16 protein-coding genes are annotated in these 13,071 nt (G+C 55.7%); 9 read left to right on the top strand and 7 right to left on the bottom strand.

Annotation, left to right across the window (positions count from 1 at the left end; all coding sequences use genetic code 11):
• Positions 1-37: 37 nt before the first annotated feature.
• Both ctaD and coxB read right to left on the bottom strand, forming a co-directional pair.
• On the bottom strand, positions 38-1,678 hold the full coding sequence (ctaD, locus tag IOB61_RS04140; RefSeq protein ID WP_290812685.1) for a cytochrome c oxidase subunit I: 1,641 nt from the start codon (positions 1,676-1,678) through the stop codon (positions 38-40).
• Between the two features lie 56 nt (positions 1,679-1,734).
• Positions 1,735-2,601, bottom strand: coding sequence for a cytochrome c oxidase subunit II (coxB, locus tag IOB61_RS04135; protein WP_290812633.1), 867 nt, complete (start codon positions 2,599-2,601; stop codon positions 1,735-1,737).
• A 408-nt stretch (positions 2,602-3,009) separates the two neighbouring features.
• Between coxB and tldD the strand changes: the two genes are divergently transcribed.
• The 6 genes from tldD (at position 3,010) to IOB61_RS04105 (ending at position 7,321) form a co-directional block, all read left to right on the top strand.
• Positions 3,010-4,440 (top strand): metalloprotease TldD, encoded by a 1,431-nt coding sequence (tldD, locus tag IOB61_RS04130; protein WP_290812630.1) that lies wholly within the window; start codon positions 3,010-3,012, stop codon positions 4,438-4,440.
• Positions 4,441-4,559: 119 nt separating this feature from the next.
• Positions 4,560-4,904, top strand: a complete 345-nt coding sequence (locus tag IOB61_RS04125) for a BrnT family toxin (protein ID WP_290812627.1) — start codon at positions 4,560-4,562, stop codon at positions 4,902-4,904.
• Complete coding sequence (locus IOB61_RS04120) at positions 4,849-5,124, top strand: hypothetical protein (RefSeq protein ID WP_290812624.1); 276 nt, start codon at positions 4,849-4,851, stop codon at positions 5,122-5,124. The genes IOB61_RS04125 and IOB61_RS04120 overlap by 56 nt, the downstream gene beginning before the upstream one ends.
• Positions 5,125-5,231: 107 nt before the next feature.
• A complete protein-coding gene (locus IOB61_RS04115; protein WP_290812621.1) occupies positions 5,232-5,657 on the top strand; it encodes a hypothetical protein in 426 nt (141 codons plus the stop codon).
• 116 nt (positions 5,658-5,773) lie between these two features.
• Positions 5,774-6,598 carry a mechanosensitive ion channel family protein gene (locus IOB61_RS04110; RefSeq protein ID WP_290812618.1) on the top strand — a complete coding sequence of 275 codons (825 nt, stop codon included), beginning with the start codon at positions 5,774-5,776 and terminating at the stop codon, positions 6,596-6,598.
• 21 nt (positions 6,599-6,619) lie between these two features.
• On the top strand, positions 6,620-7,321 hold the full coding sequence (locus IOB61_RS04105) for an isochorismatase family protein (RefSeq protein WP_290812615.1): 702 nt from the start codon (positions 6,620-6,622) through the stop codon (positions 7,319-7,321).
• Between the two features lie 173 nt (positions 7,322-7,494).
• Here IOB61_RS04105 and IOB61_RS04100 read toward each other — a convergent pair whose 3' ends face one another.
• Genes IOB61_RS04100 through IOB61_RS04090 form a run of 3 tightly spaced genes read right to left on the bottom strand, consistent with a single transcriptional unit; the run spans position 7,495 to position 10,049 of the window.
• Positions 7,495-9,294, bottom strand: coding sequence for a DUF885 domain-containing protein (locus IOB61_RS04100; RefSeq protein ID WP_290812612.1), 1,800 nt, complete (start codon positions 9,292-9,294; stop codon positions 7,495-7,497).
• Positions 9,295-9,351: 57 nt separating this feature from the next.
• Entirely contained in the window at positions 9,352-9,804 is a 453-nt protein-coding gene (locus tag IOB61_RS04095; protein ID WP_290812609.1) for a type II toxin-antitoxin system VapC family toxin, read from the bottom strand.
• Positions 9,801-10,049 carry a type II toxin-antitoxin system Phd/YefM family antitoxin gene (locus IOB61_RS04090; protein ID WP_290812606.1) on the bottom strand — a complete coding sequence of 83 codons (249 nt, stop codon included), beginning with the start codon at positions 10,047-10,049 and terminating at the stop codon, positions 9,801-9,803. The genes IOB61_RS04095 and IOB61_RS04090 overlap by 4 nt, the downstream gene beginning before the upstream one ends.
• Positions 10,050-10,103: 54 nt before the next feature.
• Here IOB61_RS04090 and IOB61_RS04085 point away from each other — a divergent pair, with 54 nt between their 5' ends.
• The 3 genes from IOB61_RS04085 (at position 10,104) to IOB61_RS04075 (ending at position 12,153) form a co-directional block, all read left to right on the top strand.
• The gene (locus IOB61_RS04085) at positions 10,104-11,129 is read left to right on the top strand and encodes a polysaccharide deacetylase family protein (RefSeq protein WP_290812603.1); all 1,026 of its coding nucleotides are present in this window, start codon (positions 10,104-10,106) and stop codon (positions 11,127-11,129) included.
• A gap of 14 nt (positions 11,130-11,143) precedes the next feature.
• A complete protein-coding gene (locus IOB61_RS04080; RefSeq protein ID WP_290812600.1) occupies positions 11,144-11,641 on the top strand; it encodes a GNAT family N-acetyltransferase in 498 nt (165 codons plus the stop codon).
• Between the two features lie 92 nt (positions 11,642-11,733).
• Entirely contained in the window at positions 11,734-12,153 is a 420-nt protein-coding gene (locus IOB61_RS04075; protein WP_290812597.1) for a hypothetical protein, read from the top strand.
• Between the two features lie 6 nt (positions 12,154-12,159).
• Here IOB61_RS04075 and IOB61_RS04070 read toward each other — a convergent pair whose 3' ends face one another.
• Positions 12,160-12,504, bottom strand: coding sequence for a DUF2794 domain-containing protein (locus tag IOB61_RS04070; RefSeq protein ID WP_290812594.1), 345 nt, complete (start codon positions 12,502-12,504; stop codon positions 12,160-12,162).
• A 65-nt stretch (positions 12,505-12,569) separates the two neighbouring features.
• The coding region (locus IOB61_RS04065; RefSeq protein ID WP_290812591.1) for an alkaline phosphatase D family protein at positions 12,570-13,071 on the bottom strand (502 nt) is incomplete at its 5' end.

The following is a 13,071-nucleotide window of genomic DNA, read 5'->3' as shown; positions in this document are numbered from 1 at the left end:
GGAGCGTGCAAAGTCCGGTTACGCACCGAGGTTCAGATCAGTGATGATCTTTCGCCTCGATCTTTGGCAGTTCGGAGAACTGGTGGAATGGCGGAGGTGACGACAAGGTCCACTCCAAGGTGGTGGCCGCAGGTCCCCATGGGTTTGCACCCGCAGGACGACGGCGCAGCACGAACATATCCAACAGCATGATGAAGAAGATCACCATAGCGCCAATCGTGATGAAATAGCCGATCGACGAAATGTGGTTGAAGTAAGCATAGGCTTCTGGATAGTCGACATAGCGACGTGGCATGCCTTGCAGACCCAAGAAGTGTTGCGGGAAGAAGATCAAGTTCACGCCCACAAACATCACCCAGAAGTGCAGATTGCCCAACACTTCGGAATATTTGAGACCGCTCATCTTCGGGATCCAGTAATAGAAGCCCGCAAAGATCGCGAACACCGCACCCAAGGACAGCACATAGTGGAAGTGCGCCACGACATAATAGGTATCGTGCAACACCGTATCCACGCCAGCATTGGCCAGAACAACCCCAGTCACACCACCGACGGTGAACAGGAAGATGAAGCCAATCGCCCACAACATGGGGGTTTTGAAGTCAATCGAACCGCCCCACATGGTGGCAATCCACGAGAAGATCTTAATGCCGGTTGGCACCGCGATAATCATGGTTGCAGCCACGAAATAGGCTTTCAAATCAACGTCCATACCGACCGTATACATGTGGTGAGCCCACACGATGAAGCCGATGAAGCCAATGGCCACCATCGCATAGGCCATGGCGAGATAACCAAAGACAGGCTTGTTCGAGAAGGTCGAGACGACGTGGCTGATGATGCCAAAGCCTGGCAAGATCAGAATATAGACTTCTGGGTGACCGAAGAACCAGAACAAGTGCTGGTACATGATGGGGTCGCCACCTTGGGCTGGGTCGAAGAAGCCCGTGCCAAAGTTACGGTCGGTCAGCAACATGGTGATGGCACCTGCCAACACAGGCAAGGACAACAACAACAGCCAAACGGTGACCAAAACCGACCAAACGAACAGCGGCATCTTGTGCAACGTCATGCCAGGCGCGCGCATGTTGAAGATGGTGGTGATGAAGTTGATCGCGCCCAAGATCGAGCTGATACCCGCAATGTGCAGCGACAGGATCAACAAGTCCATCGACGGACCATTATGGCCCGAAGTCGACAGGGGTGGATAAAGCACCCAACCGCCGCCAAAGCCGGGGTCTGCACCTTGACCGGGGACAACCATTGAAAGGGCACCCAGAGCAAAGGAGAATGGCAACAACCAGAAAGAGATGTTGTTCATCCGTGGGAAGGCCATGTCTGGCGCGCCGATTTGCAGCGGCACGAACCAGTTACCAAAGCCACCGATCATGGCAGGCATAACCATGAAGAAGATCATGATCAGGCCGTGCATGGTGACAACCACGTTGTAATTATGCGCATTACCCCAAGGGCCTTGCGCGGTTGGATCACCGGTCACGCCAAAATATTGCAGGCCGGGCTCCATCAATTCCATCCGGATCATGCCGGACAGGGCGCCACCAAAAATCCCTGCGAAGATCGCAAAGACCAGATACATGGTGCCAATGTCTTTGTGGTTGGTCGACAACAGCCAACGCATGGGATTGAAGACCGACGGGCGGTCGCTCAAATCCGCCATCGCGGGGGCTTCAAGATGAGCAGCAGTGCTTGCCATGTTCAGTATGTCCCTGAGATTTAATTGGCTTGGGCCGAAGCGGCCGTGGAAGTTTGGGTTGCAGCAAATTGGGCCGCTGCAGGATTGGTCGAGCCAGCATCAGCCGATTTTTGCGACGCAATCCACGCATCGAATTCAGCTTGTGGCACCGCTTTGATTTCAACCGGCATATAAGCGTGCTTCACGCCGCAGATTTCAGAGCACTGACCATAATAAATGCCTGGCTTGTCGACGCGGAACCAAGCTTCGTTCAAACGGCCAGGAACTGCGTCCATCTTCACGCCAAACGATGGCATGGCCCAAGAATGGATCACGTCAGAAGCGGTAACTTGCACGCGAACAACTTTGCCCACGGGGACCACGACCGCATTGTCGGTGCCCAACAAATATGGCTTGCCGGCGGCTTTCGCCTCATCCTGTGGCAACATATTGGAGTCAAACCCTACGCCTTCAGCGTCGGCATACTCATAGCTCCAATACCATTGGTGCCCCGTAACTTTCAGCGTCATGTCATACTTTGCAGGCGTTTGGTCTTCTTTGTACAACAAGGGGAACGAAAAAGCCGAAATCCCGACCAAGATCAAAACCGGGATCAAAGTCCACACGATTTCGATTGTGGTATTGTGGGTAAATTTCGCAGGAACAGGATTGGCCTTTTTGTTGAAGCGGATGATGCAATAAGCCAACAGACCTGCCACGAACAGCGAAATCAGAATGATGATCGGCAGCAAGATTTGATCGTGGAAGAACGTGATGTCCCGAGCCACTTCGGTAACAGGCGCCTGAAGTGAAAGGCCCTTATCTACGGGCTGATCTGCCCAAGCAAACCCAGCGGCCGATGCCGCAGTGATCAATCCAGCTATTCCTGCCGATTGCCAACGACGCATATGATGCTCCCCTTAACCACATCAAGACACGTGACGTGGCCTCATCGAACCGAAATAGCTCTCTGAGACCATTTGTCACGTGGGTCGATGTGTACAAATTGTCGCAGGGCGACACAGAGTCGCCCTAATCAAACAAGGCCATAACACGCCTAGGCAGCGGGGGGAAAGTGGGGCGACACATTGGAAACACCGTGCTTTTCAGTAATGCTAAAGGTGCCTCAACGTCAGGCTGACGGGGCAAGTCTGCCACTTGCTCACCGCTTTGCGGCCCAAAACCGCCATTTTTGAACCTGAGCGCGCGAATTGTTCCAAAACCAAGGCTCAGCCGGTCGCGAGGGCTGGCTGTATCCCTCATTTGCATTGCCGCCAACACTGCTTAAGTCTTAAGCCCAGTTGGAAGGATCCCCCATGGCAGAGCAGACGATTGAGCAGACCCTAGCCCCCCTCTCGGAATTGGCCTTGGCGGCTGGCTCTGAAGCGGTTCTCAAAGAAGCGCTGCACCATGCTGATGATGGGGAATTATTCTTAGAGCGCGCTCGTGGCGAAAGCTTTCTATGGGATGATGGACGTTTAAAATCAGCCTCTTACGATTCAGATGAAGGCTTTGGTCTGCGTGTGGTAGCCGGCGAAGCGGCAGGCTATGCCCATGCCAACGAATTATCCAATGCCTCGCTCAAGCGGGCTGCGGCGGCTGCCAGTATCGCCAAGCGTGGTCATTCGGGCACGCTTGCCGAAGCCCCTGACCGCACCAATACCAAACTCTATAGTGATTGCGACCCGTTGTCTGCGCCCAGCTTTGAAGCCAAAATCGCGACCTTGAGCGAGATTGATGCTTATGTCCGGGCCAAGGACTCACGGGTTGTTCAAGTTTCTGTGTCGCTGGCCGCTTCGCGCAAAGAAATTGCCATTGTACGCCTCGATGGCGATGTGCGCACCGACACAAGACCGCTGGTTCGTGTCAATGTTTCTGTCACGGCGGAAAAGGATGGCAGGCGCGAAAGTGGTTCGGCCGGCGCGGGCGGTCGGGCCGATTATGCGCAATGGATTGAAGAAGGTCATCTCAAAGCCCTTGCCGATGAAGCTTTGCGCGTCGCTTTGGTCAATTTAGACGCAATCCCCGCCCCTGCCGGTGAGCTGGATGTGGTTTTGGGCCCTGGTTGGCCCGGCATCTTGCTGCATGAAGCTGTTGGGCACGGCCTTGAGGGCGACTTTAACCGCAAGGGCACTTCGGCCTTTGCTGGCATGATTGGTCAACGCGTGGCTTCGCCCGGCGTTACCGTTGTCGATGATGGCACCTTGGCCAATCGTCGGGGCTCTTTGACGATAGATGATGAAGGCACGCCGACCCAACGTACCGTTCTGATCGAAGACGGCATTTTGGTCGGCTATCTGCAAGACCGGATGAATGCGCGTCTGATGGGCGTTGCGCCCACTGGCAATGGCCGCCGCGAAAGCTACGCCCATAGCCCGATGCCGCGGATGACCAATACTATGATGGAATCGGGCTCTATGGACCCGGCAGAGATTGTTGCCAGCCTGAAGCGCGGAATTTATGCCACCAATTTCGGCGGCGGCTCGGTTGATATCACGTCGGGCAAATTCGTCTTCCAATGTACCGAAGCCTATCTGGTTGAAAATGGGAAGATTGTTGCGCCCGTCAAAGGGGCCAGTCTGATTGGCGACGGGCCAACCTCGCTCACCAAAATCTCCATGATTGGCAATGATGCCGCCTTGGATCAGGGCGTAGGCATGTGCGGCAAAGCTGGCCAATCCGTCCCCGTCGGCGTCGGCCAACCGACCTTGCGCATTGGCGGACTGACTGTGGGCGGCGCGGGGTAGAGTTTCAAGTTGCTTTGTGTACACAAATCGTGTACGCAACCGCGTTAAAGCGTCTAGTCTGTACCCTGTCAGGCAAAGGCCATTCTGATGGGCCAGCGTAACCAAATGTGCGGCCACACGTGGGTCACTTCGTCACTTTGGCGAAAAGACCGGCACTTACGGTTACGCCGATGGAATTTGAGTGGGATGAAGAGAAAAATCGGGCGAATATCCTGAAGCATGGCGTTGATTTTGCCGATGCCATGCTGATCTTCGAAAATTTTGTCTTGTCGGCAGAAGATCGCAGGTACAACTATGGCGAGCAGCGTATGCGCTCAATAGGCATTATGGACGATGAATGCTTTGTGGTTGTCCATACCCAAAGAGGTGGTTCAACGCGCCTGATCAGCGCTTGGAAAGGTGGAACAGATGAGCGTGAACTCTATGGTGCGCATGTCTCTCGAAGAAGCACGGGCAAAACGTGATCGCGGCGAGACCCGAACCCGAAAGGACGCCCCCATTGGCCCATCTCTTGGCCCCGATTTTTGGGCGGACGCTGTTTTGGTTGAACCACAGGGGCGCAAGTCGGTGCATTTGCGGCTGCAGCCAGAAGTCTACGACTTCTTCGTTGCCCAAAGTGGTGGCAAGGGGCACATCAAGAAAATGCAGCAGGTTCTTAAGGCTTATGTGGATGCTCATAAGTAAATAGAAGCAGGTCTAAAGTTTTTCCTCTGTCATCACGCCGTCGTGCCATGGCTTTAAGATGGGTTTGCCCGTAAGCTGATAGGGCTTTCACTTTGAGGAGAAGCCAAATGTCATTTAATGTACAAGAATTACTCACCAAAGTCGGCGGTGCCGACTTCCTCAAAACCCTTGGCGATAAAGTTGGTCTTGAAGCCGAACGCGCCCAAACCTTGGCCGCAGACCTTTTGGCCCATGCCAAAGAAAGCGGCGGCGACATCATGGGTTCGGCCCAAATCATCGCAGAAAAAACCGGCTTGCCGCTGGAGCAAGTCCAAGGCGTGGCGGCTGGCCTTTCGACCAGCCTTGGCGCGAAAGCAGCCGAACTGACTGGTGCCGCACAAACCTTTGTTGGCGACATGTTGGGCAAGCTGAAAGACACCCCCTTGTCTGGCGTGGTCGCCAGCCTCGACAAGGATGGCGATGGCAATCCGGTGAATGACCTGACCGATATGGCCAAAAATGCTTTGGGTGGTCTTTTCGGCGGCAAAAAATAGTCCACACAGGCGGGCGCGGCATTATTCTGTCGCGCTCGCTTGACCCCCCAGCCAAAACCCCGAATTTGGTCGCAGTTACACGTTCAACTTGGCGAACTGGCTAGGACCCGTCCCACATGACCCAGATCGAAACCGATATTCTGCCAACCCTTGTCAAAACAGGGATGGAGACTGCCGTCAGTCTCGGTTTGAAGGCCCTGGGTGCGATTGCCCTGTGGTTCATTGGTCGTTGGGTGATTGGCTTGATCAGCCGGGCGATCACGCGCGCCCTCCTGCACAATACGATGGACCGGACGATCAAGACGTGGATCGGCTCGATCGTCACCATCGGCCTCAATATCTTTTTGGTCATTGCTATTCTCAATGTGTTTGGCATTGAGACAACAAGCTTGGCGGCACTGGTGGCAGCAGCCGGCCTTGCGGTTGGGGCGGCTTGGTCGGGCCTGTTGGCCAATTTCGCGGCAGGTGTTTTCCTGATCCTGTTCAAGCCCTTCAAAGTGGGCGACTTCATCACCGCTGCTGGCGTAACCGGCACGGTTGCCGAGATCGGCATGTTTGCCACCACGATCAACACGCTGGAAAATGTGCGCACCATCATTGGCAATAATGCGGTCTCTACCGCCATTATTCAGAATTATTCGGCCAATCCCTATCGGGCAGTGGATTTGCGCGTGCAATTGGCCGCCACGGTCAGCCCCAATGAAGCCATGGCCCTGCTTCGCAAGTCTGTATCGACCATCCCCAATGTGATCCAAGAGCCCGCGCCGGTGGTTGAGATTATTGAGTTTACTGAATCCGGCCCGAAGCTTTTGGTTCGCCCCTTCTGCCATAATGACCATTATTGGCAGGTGGTGTATGACACCCATAAGGCCATTGCCGCGACCTTTGGCGATGCAGGCTTCCCGCAGCCTTCGGTCGCACGCGCGGTCAAAAACGTCTGAAACAGTCTAGAGGAGCAAGCCTTGGCCCAAACGCCGCTTTCATTTGAACCGACCATGGTGTGTGAAGATCTGACGGCGCGGCAAATCTATGCCCGCGTCAAGGCCAATCCAAACCGCGCCAAGTTCGGCGTTGGCAACAAGCTCGCCATCGTCAATATCGACTTCCAACAAGCCTATACGCGGCCAGACCTGTTCCCCAACACCTCATACGTCACCGATCCACGCCAGATTGAGCACACCAATCGTATCAGCGCTTTGGCGCGGGCCGCAGGCATGCCGGTAATCTGGACGCGTGTGGCTTATAAGCCCGATGCAGGCGATGCGGGGGTTTGGGGCACGCGAACCAACACGCCCGACAGCTTGCAAAACATCAAATATGACAGCGAGCGCCACCAATTCGACCCCCGCTGTGACATCGACCTAAGCGTTGACCTTACCTATACCAAGCGCATGCCTTCAGCTTTTTTTGAGACCCAGCTTGCGAGCTATCTGGTCTGGCACAAGGTCGACACGCTGATCATCACTGGCGGCTCAACATCGGGTTGCGTGCGCGCCACAGCAGTGGACAGCCTCAGCCACGGCTATCGCACCATCGTGCCGGAAGAATGTGTGGCCGATAAGCACGAAAGCTATCATTTCGCCAATTTGACCGACCTCTTATTGAAATATGCCGATGTGGTGGGCGTGGTTGAAATTGATGCCTGGTTTGCGGGTCGGGGGTGAAGGTTTCACCACGTGATGTCATCCCCCCGCCGCGAAGCGGAGAGCGGGGACCTTGTGGGATTTTGCGGCACGAGGTCCCGGATCGGCTGCGCCGTCCGGGATGACGATTTGAAATTGCGAAGACAAGTGATCGATCCTGCGCTTTTCGCTTAGGAACGGCGCACGCCCACCCCTCACCCAATCGCCTCATCTAGCAATAAAGCACGTGCATAGCGCACAGGCGGTGAGCCGAAGCCCAAGATCCCGTCGTGATAGGCTTTCAGCTGAAAGGCTGCGCCCTTTTTGGCCTTGGCGGCGGCGCGGGCTTCCATATGTTCGGAGAAGCCGACAAAATAGGTGGAAAGCTGGGTGACCGACAATTGCGCGCGCCGCCATTTGCCAGCAGCTTCGCGTTCTTCTTGGAAGGCGGTTTCGGTCAGGAAGGTCATCACTTGGGCTTCACTCCACCCATCGACATGAATGCCTTGGTCGATGATGGCATTGGTGATGGTACGCAACAGCACTTTCAATTGCGTCAAGCGATAGAGCGGATCGTCGGCCATAAAGCCCTCTTCCACCATCATCGTCTCGGCATAGACCGCCCAGCCCTCGACAAAGCTGCCCGAGCTTAACACGGCGCGCAGGATGGAGGGATAAGAATTGGCGTGGAAAATCTGGACATAATGGCCAGGCATCGCTTCGTGCACGGCAATATCTTGAATGCCGCGGCGATTATATTCGCGGGTAAAGGAGATGGCTTGCTCTTCCGTCCAATCATCAGGGATGGGCGAGACGGCATAGAAGGTGTCCAAATGCTTCTCCAGCGGCCCCGGGCTGTCGCAATAGGCAATCGAGAAACCGCGCTGGAATTCCGGCATCAGGATGATGCGGACGGGGCCATTGGGTAAAGTGATCAAATCCTTTTGCACGACAAATTTGCGCGCGATTTCGGTGGCTTCGGTGGCCACTTCCACCAGTTTATCGCGGGCGGGTCGGTCTGCGGCGGCAAGATCTAGCGCGGCGCGAATGACTTTTTGCTGCTCGGCCGCTGTTGGGTTGGCGGGCAAAGGCGGGGCATCGGCCCGGCCTGACAGCGCTTTAACAGACACCGCATACATGTCGGCCCGCACCTCGCGCACGGCTTGTTCGGCCCTGCGACGTATCTCTTGCCGCGAGAGGGGCGACAACAGCGTATAGGTTAATTGCCGATCAAAGCGCGCCGCCCCCGCCCGAAAGTCTGCCTTGGCTGCGGGCACCAGCGTCTGATCGATCCAGCTTTGATGGGTATCAACGGCACTCAAAAACCCAGCAATTGCAGCATTGAGGGCGTCGAGCTCCGCGCCCTTAAGCGCGCCCTTCGCAGGCTCAATCATATCGGTGATGATGGACTTAAGGCCCTGATTTTGTGCCGCATAGGTCACAGCATGGGGCGTGGGAACGCGTGCGGGTACGAGGTTTGCGCGCGCCATCGCTAAAAAGCCCGGTAACAGCTTCAAGCGCGCCGTCACATTGTTCAGACGCTGGGACAAAGGTGCAAAATCGCGCGCCATAAGGGTGTAGAGCGCGCTACCCGCCGCATCTTGCCAGACGAGCGGGTTCCACGCCCAATCTTGCAACGTTTCATTTGTCCAAATTTGTGCCTCTAACGCATTGGCCAGCATGGCTTGATCGACTTGGTTGGCGCGCGAGAGACTTGCCTTCGGCAGCGCCTTCACCTTGGCCAACGTCGCTTTGGCGAAATTCAAAGAGGCGGCGCGGCCCGCTGGCGTGTAATCATTCAACAAATGGTCAAACCGGTGATCGCCAGTCCACGTCGCCGTCACCGGGCTTAGGCGCATCGATTGGTCGAGCCAGTCTGAAGCGATCTTGGCAAAGCGGGCGTCAGCCCCCGTCTGGCCCTTGGCGATGGCTAAACTGGGTAGAAGCGGGATCGCCGCACTGGCCCCCAAGGCCCCTAAAATCGTGCGCCGTGAGTTTTCACCAGATTGGGCCATGCTCGCCTCTCCCCAAATTCGTTCTGGGGGAAGTATAGAGCCGGGTTGGACTGGCTGTCATCCCTGTTTGAGAGCATCATTTGGGTCGCGCACTTCAATGCCGAATGGTGCGAAATGCTTGAGGTTTTGGGTAATTATCGTCAGGTCATGCATTTTGGCGATACCCGCAATCGCCGCATCTGCTATCCCTGGCTGGTGCCCAGATGCAGTTGCTTTTGCTTCTAGCTTCCCGCCGCAAGCTGCCGCCGCAGTATCAATAGGAAGAATGCGGTCCTCATAAATGGCAACAAGGCCCATAAGCCAGCGCCTCAATTCAGCGGCCTTCGCCTCAGCGCCTTTGAGTTCGAGAAGTGCTATCCCTTTTTCAATCTCGTGAATCGTCACGACAGAGAGAAAGAGCTTGCCCGAGGCATCCATCTGATCGAGCCAAGCCAAGAATTCGGGCGTCGCGTGCTGACGCGATGGCGACAGCATCGAGATTATATTCGTATCCAGCAGATAGCCGTTCAAAGGATGACTTCGCGCGAGGGGCTGGAGTTGCGATCTGGAATATCAACTGGCATCGCTTGCAGATAGGCGATCAGTCCAGAGCGCTTTCGCTCCAAGGCCTTGCGGGCAATCTCACCAGCTTCGATGGAAACCAAAGCGGCAACTGGCTTGCCATGTCGCGTGATCGTAACGAAATCGCCCTTGATCACATCGTCAACCAAGCTCGAAAAGCCTGCCTTGGCATCCTTCAGATTGATCGTTTGCATGCTTTACCTTGGCCCGCAGAAGTAGTCATATGTGACCATAATAGACCAACTTTCTTGAAATCGCAAGCCCAAACGGGTCAAAGCGAGACTGCACACGTCACCGCCCCCCTTGCCTTCCCCCCGCGGGTCGCGCAAACTTTGCCCATGCAGGCTGACCCCAATCTTTATGATGACTGGCCCTATCTGAACCGGCCCAAGATCATCTGGCCCGGTTCTAAGAAGCTTGCCTTCTGGATCGCGCCCAATATCGAATATTATGAATTCATGCCGCCGGTGAATCCCAAGCGACCGGGCTGGCCCAAGCCTTCACCCGATGTCGTTGGCTATTCCCAGCGCGACTGGGGCAATCGGGTAGGCCATCAAAGGCTGATGGAGATGTTGGACCGGCACGACTTGCGCGGCTCCATCTCGCTCAATGTCGCCATGTGCCAACATTGCCCTGAGATTATTGAGGCATGCGTTGAACGTAAGTGGGAGTTTTTCTCGCACGGCATTTATAACACGCGCTATTCCTATGAAATGGATGAAGCCCAAGAGCGCGCGGTGTTGGAAGATTCCATTGCCACCGTTCAGGCTGCCACGGGCCAGCGCATTCGCGGTTATTTGGCCCCCGCCCTGACCCATACCGAGCGCACGCTCGACCTGATTGCCGAATATGATTTCTGGTACACGTGCGACCTGTTTCAAGACGACCAGCCCCAGCCGATCAAGACCAAGACCGGCAAGCTGATGAGCATGCCCTATTCGCTCGAGGTCAATGATGTCATCACCTATGGCGCGCTAGCCATGAGTGCAGAGCGTTATGCAGACGTCTTGATGCGCCATTTTGATCAGCTTCTCGAAGAAGGCGGCGACAGCGGAACGGTCATGTGTATCCCGCTGCATGCCTATCTCGTCAGCCAAAGCCACCGGATCAAGGCCTTTGAGCGGGCTTTGAGCTATATCACCTCTCACAAGGATGAGGTTTGGTTCACCACGGCGGTGGAGATTGCAGGCCATTATCGCGAGCATTATTGGGACCAGACTTTGAACGACATTCGCGCCCGGGGCCTTGCCACGGCGGGCACCGGCTTTGCTTGATGCAAATTCGTAGGGTGAGCGAACCCTTATCGGGTTCTGAGCTTGATGATTTGACCAGCTTATTGGTTGATGCCGTCGAAAATGGTGCCTCTCTTGGTTTTTTGAAGCCGATGGAAGAAGCCCGTGCACGGACCTATTGGGAGGGTGTTTCCCAAGCGGTTCAAGCCGGTGACAAAGCCCTGTTGGTGGCCGAAATTGGCGGGGCCATTTTGGGCACGGTGCAAGTGGTTCTCGATATGCCGCAGAACCAGCCTCATCGCGGCGAAGTCTCCAAAATGATCGTGCATTCAAAGGTCCGCCAATTGGGGCTTGGGACGCGCCTGCTTGATGCCGCCGAAGAGCGGGCGCGGTTTGCTGGCAAATCTCTCCTGGTGCTCGACACCCAGACGGGCTCTGCCGCCGAACACCTCTATCGGAAGGCCGGCTATAGCCCCCTGCCGCCCTTGCCTGATTATGCGTTGACACCCGATGGCGAGCTTGCCGCCACGACAATCTTTTGGAAGCGGATTTAGCCTCAGCCTGAACCTTACCAGCATTTAACTGGCCCGCCACAAAGCCTTCTGGCAGGACAGGCGTGGGACGACTGACAACTGGGGAAATCAAGATGAATTATAGATTAGGGGCTGCCGCAGCCCTGTCGCTCGCGCTCGCTCTGGGCGGGTGTGTCAGCATCAATGTGAATGACACGGATGAAAAGATCGACGTGGCCCCGATGCCATCGGCCCTCATCGGGACGTGGGACGTTTCACTCTATAGCGACCCGAATACCGAGCCCAGCAAGACCGAGTTTGTGGTGACTGAGGTTACGGCCGGCACGTTCAAGGGCACCTTCTATGGCAGTGAAATTCAAAATGGCCGCTATACGATTAAAGGCAATGAGATCGTATTTGCCGGCCGCACAGCCGATTTGTCGGGTGCGTATTGGCATTCAGGCCGCATGCGCGCCAATTCCATCATTCAAGGTCAAACCCTGTCGGATGGCCGTAACTTCTTGATGGCTTGGACGGCACGTCGCAAGCGCTAGAGCTGGTTAGGACCTAACCACTTTCAGCAGTTTACGCTCCAACACATCCAAGGTCGCGGTCAGATCATGGCCGCGCTTTAAGACTTGGCCAGCGGAGCCTAGAACGCTCCACTGGCCTTGTTTGGAGGCCAAGGCCGGGCGTTTTTCAATGCGATAGAGCGGGTTCTCGCTGGCGCGGCGAAAAATCGAAAATGTTACCGCATCCGGGCCATCATCAATGGCATAGTCGCGCCATTCGCCTGCCATTTGCCCGCGCCCATAGAGGTTCAGGATCAGATCAAATTCACGCCGTTCAAACCAAATTTTGGGCGCGCGGCGCGGCAAAGCATGGGGTGAAGATTCAAAGCTCATGGCCCCATCTAGGGCCTGTTTGAAGGCGCTGACAAGGGGTCGCCCGAATTTACGGGTTTAGCCCACTAGACCTGAACCAACCCCATGGGCTTGGGCCCAAAAGTGGTTTCCCAGCTGGTGGCTTTGGTGACGAGGAAGGTCTTGGACCTCACCGTATCCAATTCCATAAAGTCGCCGCGTACATTTTCTGGCGTGATACTGACCAAGGTATAGCCACGCTTGGTCTCCTCATGCCATTCCACTTCAGGATTGGCGCGGGTGATTAACTCATTCAGCGCAGCCCCCTCCAAGCCGAAATTGGCGAAAGTGTCTGCAATGCTGGGGCTGGTCACAGAGGTGCCCCCAAATTCAACGCCACGAACCTCGCCGCCCGCATCTTTCAACGTATTGGCCCAAGCCGCGTGGGTGTCGCCCGTACAGACGATCAAGCGCGCGCCTGCTTCCTTGGCAGCCGCATACAGACGTTCGCGCGCGGCCGGATAGCCATCCCACGCGTCGAGGTTGAAGGGCACATCAAATTGGGAAAGCTCGAAAAAGGCTTTGGTCTGCGGGCGAGCTTTGGCAATT

This window comes from Aquidulcibacter sp., from assembly GCF_020253525.1.
In the GTDB taxonomy this organism is placed as follows: domain Bacteria; phylum Pseudomonadota; class Alphaproteobacteria; order Caulobacterales; family Aquidulcibacteraceae; genus Aquidulcibacter.
This window is presented reverse-complemented; position numbering and strand designations above follow the sequence as displayed.